This window comes from Acidovorax sp. Leaf78, assembly GCF_001422735.1.
Lineage (GTDB): Bacteria > Pseudomonadota > Gammaproteobacteria > Burkholderiales > Burkholderiaceae_C > Acidovorax.
In genome coordinates, this window is the sequence record NZ_LMLZ01000020.1 from 27994 (window position 1) to 46463 (window position 18470).

The following is an 18470-nucleotide window of genomic DNA, read 5'->3' on the forward strand; positions in this document are numbered from 1 at the left end:
CAGACCACGATATGCCTTCTCTCACGATCGCCACCAAGTACGGCTCGTTCTTCCACCTGGCGCGCCAGCACCAGGTCATCTTCTACTACGTGGGGTATTTCTCGCAGCACATCGTGGCTGCGATGGCCGACGCGGTGAAGCTGCAGCTCGAAGTCGCCGGTGTCGCTGCTCCTACGCGGCGCAAGCTCTTTTCGTCCTTCGTCGAGATGGCGCAGAACATCATTCACTACTCGGCGGACTCCCTGACGCCTGCGAGCCAGAACAACGGCGAGTTGCGCCACGGGTCGGTGTGCATTCGCCGCGAGGCGGATGGCAGCTTCTCGCTGCTGTGCGCCAACCCCATCGAGCGCGTGGTGGCCGAAGAGCTGCGCATCAAGCTGAGTGCGCTGCGCAGCATGACGCTCGAGGAGATCAAGCAGGCCTACCGACAAACGCTGCGCGAGGAAACGCCACAAGGCAGCAAGGGAGCGGGGATGGGTTTTCTGACCGTCGCGCGGGATGCGCGCGAGCCGCTCGAATTTGACTTCGACGCCGACGAGGAGACCGGCAGTTCGCCTGTCTTCTACCTCAAGGCAGCCATCTAGGCGCACAGCGCCTGTCAATGAATCGAGATTACTGATGGAAAACCTCTACATCGCACCAACGCCCAGCTCGCCTGAGGTGGATTTCAAGTTTGATGCGCAGACGCTCAGTCTCCGGGGCGAGTCGTATCCTGAGAATGCAGCCGCGTTCTACGGCGACATCATCGCGCGCCTCAGCGAATTCTTGTCCACGCAGCGCGAAGCCACCCTGAACGTGAACGTGGCGCTGGCGTATTTCAACAGCTCCAGCACCAAGATGCTGTTCAACCTGATCGAGGCGCTGAGCAACGCTGCAGAAGCGGGCAACCGGGTGGTGCTCAACTGGTACCACGACGAAGAGGACGACACGATCCTCGAGTTCGGCCAGGAGTTGAGCGAAGACTTCCCAGCCATCGAGTTCGTCACCCATGCGGTGGGAGCCGCTTGAATGGTGAGCGCTGCAACCGGGCCGGCGCCCGATCTTTTCGATGCCGAGAACCAGACGCTGCTGGCAGCCCGAGCTGCCCATTCGGCTTGCGCAGGCTCCGCGCAGGACGCCTGTGGGTCGGCCCTGGGCGAGCTGATCCTGGCATACGAGCGACTCCTGCGGGAGACGCGCAGGCTGGTGCGCCGCAGCGACAGGGCCGAGCTGGAGATGAACCAGATGAACACACGGCTGCAGGATCTGGCGGCCGAGCTCGAACACCGTGCCAATCATGACCCGCTCACGGGCGTGCTCAACCGCGCGGCCATCATCGAACGGGTCAACCGGCATTTCGTCCGCGAAGACCTGGCCCTGGTCGTTCTCGACATCGATCACTTCAAGCGGATCAACGACAGCTTCGGCCACCCGATGGGCGACAAGGTCATCCTGGGCGTGGTCGCCTGTCTCCAGGCGGTGGTCCCGGCCACCGCGCAGATAGGGCGCGTGGGCGGCGAGGAGTTCACCGTGGTGCTGCGGCAGCACAGCGCCCAGGAGTCCGAGCGGGTGGCGCAGGCGCTCAGGCAGGCCATCGAGACGTGCGTCTTCGATCTGCCGGACGGCAGCGGCGTCACGGCCAGCTTCGGCGTGTGCTGGGCGGGTGCGGGCAGCGATTTCGACAGCGCCTATGGCCTGGCTGACGAAGCGCTTTACGTCGCAAAGCGCGGTGGGCGAAACCAGGTCTGCGTGGCGGCCAGCTCTTTGCCATCGCTTGAGCATGTGGTCTGAGGCTGAACTGCGCCGGGCAGATTCAAGGTGGGCCACCCTCGACACCACACGGCGTGACGCGCTCGGCATGGGGACGCACTGGCGAATACTCGTCGTCGACAACGATCCCGACGTGCACGCCGCCACGCTGGCTGCGCTGGAGGGCCACACGCTGTTCGAGCGCCCGTTGGTGTTCATGCATGCGTTCTCGGGCGACGAGGCCAAATCTTTGCTGCTCAAGGAAACCGACCTTGCCATGGTCATCCTCAACGTGGTGCCGGAGCAGGCCAGCCCGGGGCTGGACCTCGTCGATTTCATCCGCCACTCGGCGGGCCTGAGGAACACCCGCATCGTGCTGCGCACCGGCCAGCCCGGGCAGGTGCCGGACCTTGACACCCTGCTGCGGTACGACATCAACGACTACCGGACCAAGGCCGAACTCACCCCCGACCGGCTGTTGGCGATGGTCGTGACAGCGGTTCGGTCCTACAAACAACTGTGCGCGGTCGATGCCAGCCGGGTCAGCCTGGAGATGATCGTGCGCTCCAGCGCATCGCTTCTGGAAACGAAGGATGCCTATGAGTTCGCATCGGCAGTGCTGACGCAACTGGCGGCCTTGCTGAATGTGGAACGCGAGGGCCTGGTGTGCGTGCAGCGCGGCGAGAACCGGCGTGACTACTACGTACTGGCCGCCTCGGGCAGGTTCTCCGAACTCGCAGGGCTCCCGCTGGATCTGTTGTCACAAGGGCCCGAACTCGATCTGCTGTGCACTTCCATCGCCAAGCGGTACAACGTGTTCGGCGAGTCGGGAGGACTGGCGCTGCACATCGGCCACAAGGACGAGCAAGACTTCGTGGTGTTCATGGATGTGCCCCGCAACCATCGCGGCCTGGAGCCGCAGTTGCTCGATGTGCTGTGCGCGAACCTGAGCACGCTGCTGCACAACCGCGGGCTTCTGGGGCGGTTGCACGAGAGCGCCTACCACGACCCTTTGGTGAACCTTCCCAACCGCGCGCACTTTGTCGAAGAGGTCAATGATTGCGCGCGGCACGGGGCCACCGACTACGTTCTGGCGCTGATCGATATTGATGACTTCAGCGCCACGAACGAGGTGATGGGCCATCGCTTTGGCGACCGGCTGCTGGAGAAGGTCGCGCGTTGCCTGGAAGCATCGCTGCCGCCTGGCGTGCTGTTGGCGCGGCTCGGGGCGGACACCTTCGGGGTGCTGGGCTCCGTCCGGCAGGTGAGGCCGAGAAGCCTGCTGGATTGCGTTCGGCAACCGTTGAACATCGACGGCGTACCGCACAAGGTATCGCTCACCTGTGGGTACGTGCTCCTGCCCGACGAACCGCAGGCCGGTGCCGATCTGGTCAAGGATGCGACCATCGCCCTCAAGCGCGCGAAACGCGACCACCGGGGCCAGGACCTCCAGTACGCCGTGCAAATGGGAACGGAGGCAAGGGCCCGTGCCTTGCTGCGTTCCGAGCTGCGGGAGGCCATCGAGAACGAACAGCTGTTCCTCGTGTACCAGCCCCAGCTGAACCTCGACACCCATGCCCTGGTGGGGCTGGAGGCACTGCTGCGATGGCGGACGGCGGACGGCGGATTCGTTCCGCCCGATCAGTTCATTCCCGTGGCCGAACACTCCGGCCTCATTGTCGGACTGGGGCAGTGGGTTCTGGCCACCGCGTGCGCCACCATGCGTGAGCTGCTGGATGCCAACGCTGCCCCGCAGCGCATGGCCGTCAATGTGTCCACGGTGCAGTTGCAGGACCCGGGATTTTTCGACATCGTGTGCGCTGCGCTGGACCACAGCGGGCTGCAAGGCGAGCACCTCGAACTGGAGATCACGGAGTCGGTGGCGGTGCTCCCGACGCAGTTCCTGGAGCACACTTTGTCGGCTCTGCGAGCCAAGGGCATCACGATTGCCATCGACGACTTCGGCACCGGGTATTCGTCACTGAGCTACCTGGAACGCCTGCCGCTGGACCGCATCAAGATCGACCGTTCATTCGTCCGACAGCTCGGTGAACCGCGCGGCGCGCGCATTGCTGAGATGGTGGCCCAGTTGGGCCGAAAACTCGGCCTGAGCGTGCTGGCGGAAGGCATCGAGGATGCCGCCGTCTGGCAGTCGCTGCGCGGCATGGGCTGCCAGGAAGGCCAGGGGTTTCACATCGCCAGGCCGATGGAGCGGGACGCGCTGGTCGGCTGGATCCGGCGCCACGCGGGGTCATCCGTTCGGCACATGCAAGTGCCTTGCGCTGGTTTGCGGGATGAGCCGGAGCCCGTGGTCCAAGCGGTGTGCACTGGGCGGGTTTCTCACGGCGAGGTCGGCAACCTGCTGTAAGGCCAGATGCGGTCTTCCATGATGGTGGTGCGTCGTGGGTGCTGGCCGCGATGTGAATGCGTTCTGCTGGGCGCACACGTTTGACACGGTTCTCTGGAGAGACTTTGCGCAGCCCAATGCCGAAAGTTTGGAGCGCGAGACCGGCGTAGCGCTTCACCGCCTGTAGGCGAGGGCGCACTTGCCATCAGCGCCAGAACCCACGGCGCTTCCCCGCCAACATCGTCACCATGGCTTTAGGTCCACATCCGCGCGCAGGTGCCGCGCGGAAGAGCCTTTACAAGCGCAATGGGATGGGGTCGGCATGGCAAATCACACACGCAGGGCAATGGTGACGGGCGTTATCGCCGGTCTGATGGGCGCAGCCGTTCTGGCGGGCGGTCTCTGGCTGGCGTCGCTCGGCGGCAGTTGGTACTACGCTGCGGTCGGGAGCGCGCTGCTGGTCACGGGATTCTTGTGGGCCCGCCAGCATCCGTGGGCGCGTGGGTGGTATGCCGTGGTGCTCGGCGGGTCGCTCGCGTGGGCGCTGTGGGAGGTGGGCCTCGACTGGTGGCCGTTGGCCGCGCGGCTCGATGTGCTGTTCGTGTTGGGCCTGTGGATGCTCACCCGCTGGTCGGGGCGCCCTTCGCTCACCGACGAGAGAGATGCCTCCGCTTCGCCTTTGGGTTCGCGCCGGGCGCACCGGGGCTGGTCGCCCTCAGGCAGTGCACTGCTGGGTCTGGTGATCGTGGTGTCTGCAGCCGTCGCGGTCGCGTCGTGGTTTCGTGACCCGCACGATGTCGCGGGCACATTGCCGCGGACCGAAGCCTCTGCCACCGTCACGCCCGCAGTCGCGCCCACCCCCGCATCGGGCATGCCCGGCAACCCTGTGGTTGCGCCTGGAGAGTGGCACGCTTATGGACGCACTGGCCTGGGCCAGCGCTTTGCTCCTTTGTCGGAGATCACGCCCGCCAACGTGTCGGCATTGAAGCTGGCTTGGGAATACCGCACAGGCGATGTGCGGGGCAAGCCGGGCGACCCTGAGGAGACCACGTACGAGGTTACGCCGCTCAAGATCGGCAATCGGCTTTTTCTGTGTACGCCGCACCAGTTGGTGATTGCGCTGGATGCGACCACGGGCAAGGAGCTGTGGCGCTACGACCCCCAGATTGAAAACAAGCTGGCTTTGCAGCATCTGACCTGCCGCGGGCTGTCTTACCAGCCGCCGCGCGCTGCTGCGGCGGATGTGAACGCTGGCGCAACCGTAGTGCCCGTGTTGCCCCTCACTGCTGCGGCGCCTACTGCGGCTACCGCGGCGCCTGCCGACACTGCTGCTGCCGCATCCAACTCCCGTCAGACGCCCATCGCGGCACGGCGCGGTGCGACGGATGCGGCCTGCATGGCCAAGCTGTTCATGCCCACGGCAGATGGCCGCATCATCGCGCTGAGCCCCGACACCGGCGCGGTGTGCGCCAACTTTGGCGGGGGCTCCGGCCAGATCGACCTGTGGCAGCGCATGCCCAACCTGCGGCCAGGTGCGTACTACTCGACCTCGCCGGTGGTGGTCACCCAGCGCTACGTGATCGTGGGTGGCACGGTGCTCGACAACGCGTCCGTCAAGGAGCAGTCGGGCGTGATCCGCGCATTCGACATCGACACCGGCCAGCTGGTATGGAACTGGGATTCAGGCAACCCTGACGACACCGCACCCTTGGCGCCAGGGCGCACCTACACGCCCAACTCGCCCAACAGCTGGTCCATATCCAGCGTGGACGAGGCACTGGGCATGGTCTATGTGCCCATGGGCAACCAGCCACCCGACCAATGGGGCGGCCGCCGCAGTCCGGCGGTGGAACGCTATTCGTCGTCTGTTGTGGCGCTCGACCTGGCCAGCGGCCGCGTGCGCTGGCACTTCCAGACCGTGCACCACGATCTGTGGGACTACGACGTGCCTGCACAACCGACCCTGCTCGACCTGCAGATCAATGGCCAGACGGTGCCTGCACTGGTGCAGCCCACCAAGCAGGGCGAGTTGTTTGTGCTGGACCGCCGCACCGGTGCGCCGTTGCTGCCGGTACAGGAGGCGCCAGCACCCCAGGGCGCAGCCGCCGGCGACCACACTGCGGCCACGCAGCCCCACTCGGCCCTGTCGTTCAACCCGCCCCCGCTGCGCGAGCGTGACATGTGGGGCGCAACGATGTTCGATCAGCTGGCCTGTCGCATCGCGTTCCATCGGCTGCGCTACGAGGGCCGGTTCACCCCGCCCTCCGAGCAAGGCAGCCTGGTGTATCCAGGCAACTTCGGCGTGTTCAACTGGGGAGGCATTGCGGTCGACCCGTCCCGCCAGGTGGCGTTCACCACGCCCACATACCTGGCGTTCGTGTCCAAGCTGGTCCCCCGCAAAAACGACTCCAGCCTGATGGTGCAGAAGGATGGACCGCCCAAAGGCAACCTGCCCGCGCTCAACGAAAACTTTGGTGCGCCTTTTGCCGCGTCGATGAAGCCTTTCGTATCGCCCATGGGCCTGCCCTGCCAGGCACCGCCCTGGGGCTACGTGGCGGGTGTCGACCTGCGCACGGGCCAGGTGGCATGGAAGCACCGCAACGGTACGGTGCGCGACCTGGCGCCAGTACCGCTTCCGTTTCGCATGGGGGTGCCCGGTATCGGCGGGCCCATGGTGACGGCCGGAGGGGTAGCGTTCTACTCAGGCGCGCTCGACAACTATGTGCGTGCCTATGACGTGAACGACGGCCGCATCATCTGGCACGACCGCCTTCCCGCCGGCGGGCAGGCCACGCCCATGAGCTACACGGGCGACGACGGGCGCCAGTACGTGGTGGTGGTGGCGGGCGGGCATGGCTCCACGGGCACCAAGGCCGGTGACTCGGTGCGTGCCTACGCATTGCCGCGCTAGCAGCGCCGGGCGCCGTAGCGTCGGCGGCGCTACTGGGCCTGCGCGAGAAGGTGATGGATGAACGGGCGGCACGGGTGGGCCGCACCATGGTCCGTCATTAAGTCCGCTCTGACCAGCACGCCCAGCGGCGGTACAGGCCTGGTTTGCCAGGCCAGCACGGCCAGGTCCTGCCGTTGCACGAACGGCCGCACCAGGCTCATCGGCAGGCACACCAGCAAGTCGCTGGCGGACAGCAGGGCATAGGCGATTTCTGCCGAGCGGCTGGACACCCTGCATAGATCGGGAACACCCCCCAGGTCGTCGAAGAGATGCTCCACCTGCAAGGGGCCAAGCCCTGTGAGCGGTGGGGCCAGCCAGCGATGCGCGAGCAAATCAGCGGCCTGCAGGGTGGCTTGCTGAGCCAACGGGTGTCCTGTGCGGCACGCGACGACGAACTCGTCCTGCCGCACGGCGTGGAACTCGAAACCCTGTGGCATGGGCTCCGGCTGGCGGCAGATCGCAAGGTCCAGTTTTCCTTCTTGAATGCTCGCGAGCAGGTTGTCGATGGTGATCTCCTGCACATCGATGACGGCGTCTGGCTGCAACGCGCAATAAGCGTGTATCGCCGTGGTCAGCAAGCCGTTGATGCCCGCGGCAATGCTCCCGATGCGGATCGGGGCGGACGCTGCCCCCTGCTGCATCAGCGCTGCATTGCCGGCCACCGCCTCGATGGGCACCAGCGCGGCCCGCAACAGCGGTAGCACTGCGCGACCCAGGCTCGTCAGGCGCATGCCTTTGGCGTGCCGTTCGAAGATGGCCCCGCCCAGTGTGTTCTCCAGCTCTGCCAGGGCGTGGGTGGCGGCAGGCTGGCTCAGGCCGATGGACGCTGCAGCCCGGTGCAGGCTTTGCAGGTCGGCAATCGCGATCACCAGTTGCAGGTGCTTCAGGCGGACGCGACCCAGGATTCGATTGAACAGGACCGACGGGGAGGGCTCAGACATGGGTATTCAAAAAATGAATCAGACAGCTAAAGAAGCATTGGTCTCGCGCGGCGCGCTGTGCAACGATGCCCGGGCCCTGAAGGGTGGGCGCCAACGCGCTCAGTCAATCCACTCCACGAATGTTATTGCCGAAAGGGACATGCCAAGGTCCCGCGGTCACTGAGGAGACAAAACCACATGCCATCGCCCTGTACTTACCCGTCGCACCGTGCCGCACCGCGCACCTCCCGCCTTTACATTCTGCCCATCGTCGGCGCGCTGCTGGCCGCCGGCACTGCACACGCTGCAGACACGCTGGATACCGCCTGCAAGACCACGGCGGAATGCCAGGCGCAGGTCGCCAAGATCCAGGGCGTCGTCAAGGGTGACGCCACCAGTGCGCTGTCCAAATCGCAAGACACCTTTTACTGGTTCGGCCGGATCAACATGGCATCGACCGTGATGAACGTGGAGCAGGGCATCATCCCCAAGGCGCTGGCAGGCCGCATAGCGCGCGGCGTGGAGCAGTCGATCGCGCAGGCCAGCGCGCCCGGCGGCAAGCGGCCCACCGACGTCCTGCAGGTCGAGAAAATCATCACGGACGCTGTGGGGCCCGAGGCCACGCTTATCCACACCGGCCGCAGCCGGCAGGACATTCATTCCACGCTGAACGCCGCGCAGTTGCGGCTGGAGATGCTGGACTTCGCCGACGCCCTGGATCAGGTGCGTGCTCGGCTCATGACCATCGCGCAGGCGCACACCGCCACGTATGTGCCTGCTTACACCAACGGCGTGCAGGCCATGCCCATCAGCTATGCACACTACTTGATGGCCCTTGCCGACTCGTTCGGCCGCGACTCGGCGCGCATCCGCGAGGCCTACGCACGCGTCAACCTCAGCCCCATGGGCACCGCAGTGCTGGCAAACTCCAGCTGGAGCATCAACCGCGAGCGCCTGGCACAACTGCTCGGGTTCGACGGCCTGATCGTGAACTCGCTGGATGCCGGGCAGATCAGCACCTACGACATTCCCATCGAAGCCACGTCCATTGCCAGCTCGACCGCCATCCGCGTCGGTGCCTTCATGCAGGATGTTCACACGCAGTACCACCAGACCCGGCCCTGGCTGCTGCTGGCCAGCTCCAAGACCTACACCAGCAGCGCCATGCCGCAGAAGGCCAACCCCGGAATCATCCAGAACACGCGGGCCAAGGCCAGCGACGTGGTGGCCTCGGCGCAGGCGTCGCTGTGGCGCGCCCATAACGTGACACCGGGCATGATCGACTACAAGAACACCTGGAGCCCTGCCAGCGCCAAGACGTTTGTGCAGGCTGTCGAAATGCTGCAGCAGTTCACCGATGTGCTCGATTCGCTGCGCATCGATCCGGCGCGTGCACTGGAGGAGCTGGAGTCCGAATGGACCACGTCGATGGAGCTGGCGGAGGCACTGCAGCGCAGTCACGGCGTGCCGTTCCGCGTGGGGCACCACTTCGCATCCGACGTGGTGCTGTTTGCGAAAGAGCGCAACATTCGGCCCAAGGATTTTCCCTATGCAGAGGCTGTGAAGATCTACCGCGAAGCAGGTAAAAAATACGACCTCAAGGAGCAGCGGCTTCCGCTGAGCGAGAAGGAATTTCGCCGCGCGCTGTCGCCTGCAGAGATGGTCGTCACCCGCACGGGCACCGGTGGCCCCCAACCGCGGGAGGTACAGCGGATGATCGCCGCTGGCACCGACAGCCTGGCCAAAGACCGCGCGTGGGCTGGTGACGCACGCCAACGCCTGCTGTCGGCCGAGGCGGCGTTGAATGCCGCCTTTGCAACCCTGGTCGCTGCCCCGTAAGCCTGTGGGCGCGGCCCGGTAACTGCAACGGCAGTGGCAACGGAAGCCGGCCGGCGCTAGAGGAACTGCGCCCGCACACCCACCATCAACCGTCTGCCGGCTGCCGGTTCAAAGAACCGGCCGTTGCCATCGTTCACGATCAGTGTCCCGGCATAGCGTCGGTTCAACAGGTTGTCGAGCCTGGCCCACAATTGCCAGCGGGTGGCACCTGGCGCCGTGCCGCCCATCTGGTAGCCCGCGTGCAGCCCCACTACGGCAAAGCCTGCAGCCGATTCGCTGTTGGTGTCGTTGGCAAATACCGGGCCCGACAGGTTCACTGCGCCGCCCACACGCCACCGGGGGCCCGGTGCGTAGTCGACGGCCCACTGCGCCACATGGCGTGCAGTGCCTGGCAAGCGGTTGCCTGCGGCCACGGCAGCGCCTGCGGCGCCGGTGTAAGCGTTGCCGAAGCGGGCATCCAGGTACGTGTAGGTGGCGCTGGGAGACCAGGCGCCCCAAGCGGCCCGCCAGGCCAGCTCCAGGCCCTGGCGGCGCACGTTGTCCACGTTCTGGAAGACGGAGCGGCCGTTGACGGTGGCCACCGGCACGATCTCGCCGCGGCTGCGCGTGTCGAACCATGCCAGGTCGACCTGCTGGTGCTCGCCGCGCCATTTCGCGCCGATCTCCCACTGTTGGCTTGTCGATGCAGACAGCCCGTAGTTGGGGCCTGCGTTGCCCACGCTGTAGGCCATTTCGGCCAGCGTGGGTGTCTCGAAGCCGCGGCCCGCATTGGCGTAAATGTTCAACGCGTCGGTGGCGCTCCACACCACACCCAGCACGGGGCTGGTGTGGCGCCAGGTGCGCGCGCCGCTGTCGTCCGGGTTGGCCGGGGTGATGTAGCGGTCGTTCACCTGCACGCGCACCTGGCTTGCGCGCAGGCCGGCAATGGCGCGCCAGCGGGGCGACAGCCAGGCATCGATCTGCGCGTACACATCAGTGTTGGTGGCGCGGTCCTGCTCGTTGCGGCGCACGTCGCCACTGGTGCCTGCATCGTTCACAAAGCCCTGGCGGTGTTCGGCCATGCGGTGCGTCTCAAGGCCCGCCGTCAGGGTCACTGGCAGGCCGGATGCCAGCCGCGCCGAGCGCGTCCAGGTGGCGCCCATGCCGTGGTAGCTGCGGTCCAGGCTCACCACCCCGCCGGCGCTGTTGGTGGCTGCACCGCTAAAGGACAGGTACTGCGTCAGGTCGCGCGTGCCGCCGTAGGCGCGCAGCTGCACGCTGTCGGTGGACGACAACTCGTGGTCCACCACCAGACCCAGCTGGTTCTGGGACACCGACTTGCGGGTGTCGAACGCGGTGGCGACTGCAGCGGCCTGCCGCGGGTCGCTCTGCATTTGGGCGTGTGTCAGGCCCAGCGGGTCCTGCGCCAGCGGCTGGTCATACAGGTTGACAAGCGCAGTCACGCGTGTGCGGCCGTCCGGCCGCGCCACCAGCTTGCCGTTGAGGTGTGTGCGCTGCGCTCCACTGTGTGCGCGCCAACCGTCGGTGTCGAAACGGGACACGTCCACCAGGCCACCCAGGCGCTGGTCGCCAAAGTCGAGCGATGCGTCGACCAGCCGCTGGCCGTACGACCCGATGGCCAGACCCGCCTGCGCGGTTCCGGTCGTGCGAGGGTCGCGCGTGGTGACCTGCACCACGCCTCCGGCCGCATTGCCATACAGCTGCGCGAGCGGGCCGCGCAGCACATCGATCTGGGCGGCCGAGGGCAGGTGCGCGGTGGCGGCCTGGCCCTGGCCGTCGGGCATGGTCGCAGGGATGCCGTCGACCAGTATGCGCACGCCCCGCACGCCAAAGGTGGAGCGGGCGCCGAAGCCGCGCACGGCGATCTGCAGGTCCTGCGCGTAGTTGCCGCGGTCCTGCGTGACCACGCCAGCCTGGCCGCTCAGCAGCTCTGACAAATTCACCAGGGGCGAGGGTGCCGAAAACCCGTCCACCACCACGCTGCTGTGGCTCGCAGCGCTGTCGAAGCGGCGCTGGGCGGCCGTGCTGCCCATGACCTCCACTGTGCGCAAGGTGGGCGCAGCATCGGCGGATGGCTGTGCGTCAGTGGTTTCTTCGGCGGCGTGGGCGGCCACGCAGGCGCAGCCGGCCAGCATGAACACGGCGCCATGTTTGAAAAGAGGGGGCATGGAAGTCCGCAACACGGCAGCGCAGAGTGAGGGTCAAGGAGGGATCGAAGACAGGCGAGGCGACAGTAGGGAAAGGGAGAGCAGGGTGATGCAGCGGGGGAAGCCGCTGCCGACCCTGCGTCGATTGTCGCGCTGCATGCCACGGCGCGGTGGTGCGGTGGTGGGTGGCTATTCCGTGCGAACCACACGCCAGATGGTGTTGCCCACATCGTCGGCCACCAGCAGTGCGCCCTTGCCGTCCATGGCCACACCGACGGGGCGTCCGTAGGCCTTGCCGTCCTTGCTCAGAAAGCCACCGAGAAACTCCACGGGCGGCCCTGAGGGCTGCCCACCGGCAAATGGCACGAAAACCACGTTGTAGCCTGTCAGATCCTTGCGGTTCCACGAACCGTGCTGCCCGATGAAAGCGCCACTGGCGTACTGCATGGGCATGCGCGCGTCCGAGAAGGCCAGGCCCAGCGGGGCGACATGGGAGCCCAGGCCGTAGTCGGGCGCTACGGCCTTGGCCACCATGTCCGGGTTGGCCGGCTTGACGCGCGTGTCCACGTTCTGGCCCCAGTAACTCCAGGGCCAGCCGTAGAAGGCGCCGTCCTTGACGGACGTGAGGTAGTCGGGCACGAGATCGTTGCCCAGCTCATCGCGTTCGTTGACCACGGTCCAGAGCGCCTTGCTTTGCGGCTCCCAGCCCAGGCCGTTGGGGTTGCGCAGGCCGGTGGCAAACAGGCGTTTGTTGCCGGTGGCAACATCCACCTCCCAGATCGCGGCGCGGCCTTCCTCTGCTGCGAGGCCGTTGTCGCCGATGTTGCTGTTGGAGCCCACCGTCGCGTACAGCTTGCTGCCGTCAGCGCTGGCAAGGATGTTCTTGGTCCAGTGGTGGTTGGCGCCCGCCGGCAGGTCCGTGACTTTGGTGGGAGTCGTCGCTATTGAGGTCTGGCCGGTTTCGTACGGCACCTTGACTATCGCATTCGCGTTGGCGATGTACAGCTGTTGGCCCACCAGGGCCATGCCGAACGGCGACACGAGGTCTTTCATGAACACCGTGCGGGTTTCCGCGACACCGTCGCCGTCGGCATCGCGCAGCAGCGTGATGCGGTTGGCACTGGGCGTGCCAGCGCCGGCACGCTTCATGACCATGCCCATGGCCTTGCCGCGCAGTCCGTCGGCGTGCACGTTCTTTGCGCCTTCTTCGGGTTGCGGCTTGTTGCTCTCGGCCACCAGCACGTCGCCGTTGGGCAGGGTGTACACCCAGCGCGGATGGTCCAGCCCGCTGGCCAGTGCAGTCACCTTGAAGCCTGTGGGCGCCAGCGGCGTCACGCCTTGAGGCCACTCGTCGGCCGGCGCGATGTTGACGGTGGGTAGGAGCAGGTTCTTGTGCGGGGGCGGCAATGGCGGGTTGGGTCCGACACCTGGCGGGTTGAGCTGCTGCGCGCTGGCTCCGGCGATGGAGCAGCCCGCCAGCAGCGCTGCGAGCGTCAACGGCCACCCCGGCCCTGACGGTCGGGACGGCGGCATGGATGGCCGTGTTGAAACCAATGGCCGAGCTGGCCGTGAGAGCGATGGGTGTCGGGCAAGCTTTTGCATGGCGCAGTATGGACAGTGACGACCCCAGCCGGATGTAGGCGGACACCGCAAGTCCTGGCGTGTCAGCCACTGCGCGCCGTTCAGTTGCCCATCCAGGCTGGCAGCCACCGTACCAGCGCCATGCCCACCAGGGCCTGGGCGACGGTGCCGTGCCACATGAGGGCCGTGTTGTCCAAGGTGGCGCGGGCATCGGTTCGCAGTCTGCCTGCCCACGAGCGGGCCAGCACGTAGCAGCCCATCACGATGAGGACCAGGCTGTGGAAGCCTTGCCACGCCAGCAGTGCTGCCACCGTGGCGCTCCAGGCGTCGGCGCGGGGCGAAAGGCCCGCCTGCCAATGGGTCGCCAATTCCAGGCCGGTGGCGCCCACCGCGCCCACCATGGCCAGAGCCACTGCCAGGCGCAGCAGGCCTTGCCGGGGGCGTTGTTGCAGACAGCGCACCGCCCACACCATGAGCCCGGACGCGCCGAGCAACAGCGCGGTGCTCAACGCCCCGCCCGGGGGGATGTGGGCGCCCGGTGGCGGGCAGATGTCCAGCGCCATCGACACGTGGATGTGCGCGAACGCGAACGAGGCGAAAACCGTGGCGTCCACCGCCAGCAGGATCACCGTGGCCCACCAGGAGTGAGAGCCCACGCCCGAGGCCGATGTCGGCACGCTCACACCCTCGCCGATGGCGGCCGTGTCTTGAGGTGGCGGGAGGTCTGATCCCCAGAGCCACACGAGCATCGCGGCCACCGACGCCACCCCTGCGATCATCGCGGGCACGATCCAGGCGACGGTCAGCAACAGGAAGAAGCCGGCCGTGCCCGCCGCTGCAATGAAGGGCGACCAGCCGTCTCCCGGAAGACGCAGCAGGTGCCGAACCTGCGCCTGCACGGGGCTCGTGACCAGCGTCTCGCGCCCACCGAACACCGTGCCCGGCAACCAGTGCCGGCCTGCGGCGACCTCCTGCGGCAGCGAGGGATGGCTCCACAGCGGCTCTCGCGAGGCGATTTGCGGGATGCTGCGCACGCCGTAGTCGCCCTGCGGCAGCCATTCCAGCGAATCTGCCCGCCATGGGTCGCCGTGATCACGTTCGGAGCGCACCAGGGTGCGCACCAGATCGACCAGGCACAGCAATACGCCGGCCGCAAAAACGAAAGCACCCACCGTGGACAGCAGGTTCCACAGCGTCCAGTCGAGCCCGGCGGAATAGGTGTACACGCGGCGCGGCATGCCGGCCATGCCGGCGATGTGCATTGGAAAGAAAGCCAGGTTGAAGCCGCCGAACATCAGCGCAAAGCTCCACCGGCCCACGCGCTCGGACAACCTGTGCCCGTTGTACAGCGGCGCCCAGTAGTAGATGGCAGCGAACAGCGGGAACACCAGCCCGCCGACCAGCACGTAGTGCAGGTGCGCCACGACGAAGTAGCTGTCGTGCGCCTGCCAGTCAAACGGCAGCACGGCCAGCATCACCCCCGTGAGTCCGCCCAGCACGAACACGAAGTGAAAGCCCAGCAGGAACAGCGACGGCGCCTTCATGCGCACCCGGCCCCGCCAGAAGGTGGCGATCCATGCGAACACCTGCACGGCGCTCGGGATCGACACGGCGAAGCTGGCGATGGAGGTGATGTGCAGCGCCAGTGGTCCCAGCCCTGCGGTGAACATGTGGTGCATCCACAGCAGAAAGCTGATGGCGCCCACCGCGACCAGCGCCCAGACGATGGCGCGGTGGCCGACGAGCGACGTGCCCGCCATCACCGGCACCATCATCGACACCATGCCGGCCGCAGGCAGGAAGATGATGTACACCTCCGGGTGGCCGAAGAACCAGAACAGGTGCTGCCACAGCAGTGGGTCGCCTCCGCGTGCGGGTATGAAGAAGGGCCAGTCGAACGCGCGTTCCAGCTCCAGCAGCAGCGTGCCCGCAATGAGTGCCGGAAACGCGAAGATCACCATCAGCGCCGCCACCAGCACGGCCCACGCGAATACCGGCATCCTGGCCAGCGTCATGCCAGGCGCGCGCGTGAAGAGGATGCCGATGATCAGCTCGATGGCCCCTGCAATCGCAGAGATCTCGATGAACCCGATACCGAGGAGCCACCAGTCGGCGCCGATGCCGGGAGAAAATTCCTTGCTGGTGAGCGGCGGATACATGAACCAGCCGCCGTCGGGCGAAGCCCCGAAGAAGATGGTGCAAAAGAACGCGATGCCGCCAAACGCATAGGCCCAGAAGGCATACGCAGACAGGCGCGGAAAAGGCAGGTCGCGCGCGCCCAGCATGTTGGGCAGCAGCCAGACCGCCACGGCCTCTACCACTGGCACTGCGAACAGGAACATCATCACCGACCCATGCATGGTGAAGAGCTGGTTGTAGGTATTAGCGCCCACGAGGGTGTTGCCCGGAAGTGCCAGCTGCATGCGGATGACCAGGGCCAGAACACCTGCCAGCACGAAGAACAGCAGCGCAGTGGCCAGGTAGTAGACACCGATGTGGCTGTTGTTCACTGCCGTCAGCCTGCGCCACCCGGACGGGGGCGCCCAGGCCCGCTGCAGCGCCTGCAGCTCGCCCTCGGGGCGGGGCAGGGTGTTGGGCAGTCCGGCAGTTGTTGGCGGTGTGTAGGCAGTGCCCGTCATTGGAGTGACCCCAGCCACTCGGCGATGGCGTTCAAAGTGTGTGTGTCCAGCCGGTCGTAGGACGGCATGCGCGCGCCCGGCTTGATGTGCTCGGTGTGCGCCACCCAGCGGGCACGCGCCTCATGCGTGTTGGGCAGCGTTCCGGCGCCCAGGTGCAGGCGGCTGCCGAAGTGCGTGAGGTCCGGCCCCAGGTTGCCATCGGCGCCCGCGCCGCGCACGGTGTGGCAGGCGTTGCAGCGCTGGGCCAGAAATGCCGCGCGGCCTTGTTCCAGCAGTGCCGATGCGGCAGGCGCTGCAGGGCGCGCCTGAGCCGCAAGCCACGTGTCGAAGTCCGGGGCGGCAAGACCCACCACATGCAGTGCCATCAGCGCATGCTGCTCGCCGCAGAACTCTGCACACTGGCCGCGCCAGACGCCCGGCGCGGCTGCGTTGACGAGAAGGTGCTGCATGCGGCCCGGCAGCATGTCCATCTTGCCTGCCAGCTGGGGCACCCAGAAGCTGTGGATCACGTCGGCACTCGTGAGCGCCAGGTACACGGGCCTGCCCACCGGGATGCGGATTTCGTTGGCGGTCACGATGTCCGCGCCGGTGGCCGGGTCGCGGTAGCGCACCTCCCACCACCACATGTGGGCCTTCACGGTCACCATCAGCGCGCCGGGCGGCGGCAGCGGCTTCCAGTGGGGCGTGAGGGGCAGCGACCAGGCAAAGAGGACCACCAGGACCGCTGCGGGAAACGCCACCCCGCCGCCCCAGATCCACCACCGTGCGCTGGCGCCTGTCGACCGCGCACGCAGAGCCCCGGCCAGCAGCAGCATCACGCCAACGAAGATGATGCCGCCGCCGATGAACAGCGCCCAGGTCACCGTTTCGATGGCGCGGGCTGCATCGCCCGCGGACTGGAGCACGCCTTGCATCGTCATTCCAGCGACAAGAGGTAGGCCGCGATGTGCTGCGCATCGGGCCGCGAGACACCCATGCTGGGCATGGTGGAGCCGGGCACCAGCGACTGCGGGTCCATGATCCACTGCACCAGAAAGTCGGGCCGGTTGGGTAGCCTGCCGGCGATATAGCTGCGGCGGCTCCAGGCGCGCAGGGTCTGTGCACTGTCACCCCGCGCGGCCTGCACGCCCGGAATGGTGTGGCACGAGCCGCACTGGTATTGCGCCAGCAACACCTTTCCGCGGTCCACGCTGGCACCGGGCGCGACAGGCGGCACGGGCTGCGCGTGCGCGGCCCAGGGCAGCCCGGTCGCCATCAACAGCGTCAGCCCCCCGGCCCACGCGCGGCCCGGCCACCGCGTGCCGGGCGCGAGGAGCGTATCGAGCGGTTCCCTATGCTTCATCGGTGCATTCTGACGCACAGGGGTCGACAACTGACCCAGAATGAGCGCACATGTCCAAAGCCAAGATGTTTCTGATCGTTGTTGCAACCACTGGTGGTCTGGCCCTGGCAGCCCTGCTGGGTGGCGCTGTGGTCATCTACGGCGGTCTGTACGACGTGGCGGCCACCCGGCAGCACTGGCAGATCACGCACTCGGCACTGGAGGTCGCCATGCGCCAGTCGGTGCGACTGCGTGCCCGGCACATCGAGGCGCCCCCGCTGGCCGATGAGCGCATGGCGCTGCGCGGCGCTGCGTGCTTTCGCGACAAGTGCGTGCAGTGCCACGGAGCGCCCGGCGTAGCGCAAAGTGATATCGGCCTGGGCCTGCAGCCGCAGCCGGGCCCGCTGGTGGATGCCAAGCTGCACTGGCAACCGCGCGAGCTGTACTGGGTGGTACGCCATGGGCTCAAGATGACCGGCATGCCTGCGTGGGAATACCGCCTGGCCGATGGAGAGATATGGGACGTGGTGGCTTTCATGCAGCGGCTGCCCGAGCTGAGCGCGCCGCAGTACGCGCAGTGGCAAGAGCGAGCGTCTGCCACGGCTGCCGTACCGGCATGCGGGCGCGGCCAGGCAGTTCCGGCGCCCGTCGTCACCGCTGAACCCGCGCGCGCATCTGCATCTGCGACGGCGCCTGCAGTGGCCTTTGCCGTGAATGTAGAGCGCGGGCGTCAGGCGCTGCATCAATACGCCTGCGCCTCGTGCCACAGCATTCCAGGCGTTACCGGCCCTGCGGCGTACGTGGGACCGCCGCTAGACGGATTTGGAAAGCGCGAGATCATTGCCGGGGTCTTGCCCAACTCGCCGGACAACCTGGAGCGCTGGCTGGTGCATACCCAGTCCATCAAGCCTGGCACGGCGATGCCGGAGCTGGGGGTGGCCCCGCGGGACGCCCGGGACATGGCTGCGTTTTTGGCCACGCTGCGTTGATACACGCCC

13 protein-coding genes are annotated in these 18470 nt (G+C 66.7%); 7 read left to right on the forward strand and 6 right to left on the reverse strand.

Annotated elements, in window-relative coordinates:
* Positions 1 to 11 precede the first annotated feature (11 nt).
* The 5 genes from ASF16_RS11885 (at position 12) to ASF16_RS11905 (ending at position 6986) form a co-directional block, all read left to right on the forward strand.
* Complete coding sequence (locus ASF16_RS11885) at positions 12 to 584, forward strand: SiaB family protein kinase (RefSeq protein ID WP_056167093.1); 573 nt, start codon at positions 12 to 14, stop codon at positions 582 to 584.
* Between the two features lie 34 nt (positions 585 to 618).
* Positions 619 to 1008 carry a DUF1987 domain-containing protein gene (locus ASF16_RS11890; protein ID WP_056167095.1) on the forward strand — a complete coding sequence of 130 codons (390 nt, stop codon included), beginning with the start codon at positions 619 to 621 and terminating at the stop codon, positions 1006 to 1008.
* Complete coding sequence (locus ASF16_RS11895) at positions 1009 to 1770, forward strand: GGDEF domain-containing protein (protein ID WP_056167099.1); 762 nt, start codon at positions 1009 to 1011, stop codon at positions 1768 to 1770.
* 67 nt (positions 1771 to 1837) lie between these two features.
* On the forward strand, positions 1838 to 4096 hold the full coding sequence (locus tag ASF16_RS11900) for a bifunctional diguanylate cyclase/phosphodiesterase (protein WP_235507394.1): 2259 nt from the start codon (positions 1838 to 1840) through the stop codon (positions 4094 to 4096).
* A 352-nt stretch (positions 4097 to 4448) separates the two neighbouring features.
* Positions 4449 to 6986, forward strand: a complete 2538-nt coding sequence (locus tag ASF16_RS11905; RefSeq protein WP_369817160.1) for a membrane-bound PQQ-dependent dehydrogenase, glucose/quinate/shikimate family — start codon at positions 4449 to 4451, stop codon at positions 6984 to 6986.
* Positions 6987 to 7015: 29 nt separating this feature from the next.
* Here ASF16_RS11905 and ASF16_RS11910 read toward each other — a convergent pair whose 3' ends face one another.
* Positions 7016 to 7966: a LysR family transcriptional regulator gene (locus ASF16_RS11910; protein ID WP_056167103.1), complete on the reverse strand. Its 951-nt coding sequence runs from the start codon at positions 7964 to 7966 to the stop codon at positions 7016 to 7018.
* 177 nt (positions 7967 to 8143) lie between these two features.
* Between ASF16_RS11910 and ASF16_RS11915 the strand changes: the two genes are divergently transcribed.
* A complete protein-coding gene (locus tag ASF16_RS11915) occupies positions 8144 to 9784 on the forward strand; it encodes an argininosuccinate lyase (RefSeq protein WP_056167105.1) in 1641 nt (546 codons plus the stop codon).
* Between the two features lie 56 nt (positions 9785 to 9840).
* Here the strand turns inward: ASF16_RS11915 and ASF16_RS11920 are convergent, their stop codons facing one another.
* The 5 genes from ASF16_RS11920 to ASF16_RS26755 all read right to left on the reverse strand — a co-directional run bounded on the left by ASF16_RS11920 (position 9841) and on the right by ASF16_RS26755 (position 17493).
* Complete coding sequence (locus ASF16_RS11920) at positions 9841 to 11952, reverse strand: TonB-dependent receptor (RefSeq protein WP_056167107.1); 2112 nt, start codon at positions 11950 to 11952, stop codon at positions 9841 to 9843.
* A 168-nt stretch (positions 11953 to 12120) separates the two neighbouring features.
* Positions 12121 to 13464, reverse strand: a complete 1344-nt coding sequence (locus ASF16_RS11925) for a sorbosone dehydrogenase family protein (RefSeq protein ID WP_056167110.1) — start codon at positions 13462 to 13464, stop codon at positions 12121 to 12123.
* A gap of 149 nt (positions 13465 to 13613) precedes the next feature.
* Positions 13614 to 16151, reverse strand: coding sequence for a cbb3-type cytochrome c oxidase subunit I (locus ASF16_RS11930; RefSeq protein WP_056167111.1), 2538 nt, complete (start codon positions 16149 to 16151; stop codon positions 13614 to 13616).
* The gene (locus tag ASF16_RS11935; protein WP_056167114.1) at positions 16148 to 17071 is read right to left on the reverse strand and encodes a c-type cytochrome; all 924 of its coding nucleotides are present in this window, start codon (positions 17069 to 17071) and stop codon (positions 16148 to 16150) included. Before ASF16_RS11935 ends, ASF16_RS11930 begins: the two co-directional genes overlap by 4 nt.
* The gene (locus ASF16_RS26755) at positions 17068 to 17493 is read right to left on the reverse strand and encodes a cytochrome c family protein (protein WP_235507348.1); all 426 of its coding nucleotides are present in this window, start codon (positions 17491 to 17493) and stop codon (positions 17068 to 17070) included. The genes ASF16_RS11935 and ASF16_RS26755 overlap by 4 nt, the downstream gene beginning before the upstream one ends.
* 50 nt (positions 17494 to 17543) lie before the next feature.
* On the opposite strand from ASF16_RS26755, the gene ASF16_RS11945 reads away from it, so the two are divergent.
* Positions 17544 to 18461: a c-type cytochrome gene (locus ASF16_RS11945; RefSeq protein WP_056167117.1), complete on the forward strand. Its 918-nt coding sequence runs from the start codon at positions 17544 to 17546 to the stop codon at positions 18459 to 18461.
* Positions 18462 to 18470 lie beyond the last annotated feature (9 nt).

Bases quoted from the DNA above. Each gene is read 5' to 3' on its own strand.
- ASF16_RS11885 (WP_056167093.1), top strand. From the start codon at position 12: ATGCCTTCTCTCACGATCGCCACCAAGTACGGCTCGTTCTTCCACCTG.
- ASF16_RS11890 (WP_056167095.1), top strand. From the start codon at position 619: ATGGAAAACCTCTACATCGCACCAACGCCCAGCTCGCCTGAGGTGGAT.
- ASF16_RS11895 (WP_056167099.1), top strand. From the start codon at position 1,009: ATGGTGAGCGCTGCAACCGGGCCGGCGCCCGATCTTTTCGATGCCGAG.
- ASF16_RS11900 (WP_235507394.1), top strand. From the start codon at position 1,838: ATGGGGACGCACTGGCGAATACTCGTCGTCGACAACGATCCCGACGTG.
- ASF16_RS11905 (WP_369817160.1), top strand. From the start codon at position 4,449: ATGGGCGCAGCCGTTCTGGCGGGCGGTCTCTGGCTGGCGTCGCTCGGC.
- ASF16_RS11910 (WP_056167103.1), bottom strand. From the start codon at position 7,966: ATGTCTGAGCCCTCCCCGTCGGTCCTGTTCAATCGAATCCTGGGTCGC.
- ASF16_RS11915 (WP_056167105.1), top strand. From the start codon at position 8,144: ATGCCATCGCCCTGTACTTACCCGTCGCACCGTGCCGCACCGCGCACC.
- ASF16_RS11920 (WP_056167107.1), bottom strand. From the start codon at position 11,952: ATGCCCCCTCTTTTCAAACATGGCGCCGTGTTCATGCTGGCCGGCTGC.
- ASF16_RS11925 (WP_056167110.1), bottom strand. From the start codon at position 13,464: ATGCCGCCGTCCCGACCGTCAGGGCCGGGGTGGCCGTTGACGCTCGCA.
- ASF16_RS11930 (WP_056167111.1), bottom strand. From the start codon at position 16,151: ATGACGGGCACTGCCTACACACCGCCAACAACTGCCGGACTGCCCAAC.
- ASF16_RS11935 (WP_056167114.1), bottom strand. From the start codon at position 17,071: ATGACGATGCAAGGCGTGCTCCAGTCCGCGGGCGATGCAGCCCGCGCC.
- ASF16_RS26755 (WP_235507348.1), bottom strand. From the start codon at position 17,493: ATGAAGCATAGGGAACCGCTCGATACGCTCCTCGCGCCCGGCACGCGG.
- ASF16_RS11945 (WP_056167117.1), top strand. From the start codon at position 17,544: ATGTCCAAAGCCAAGATGTTTCTGATCGTTGTTGCAACCACTGGTGGT.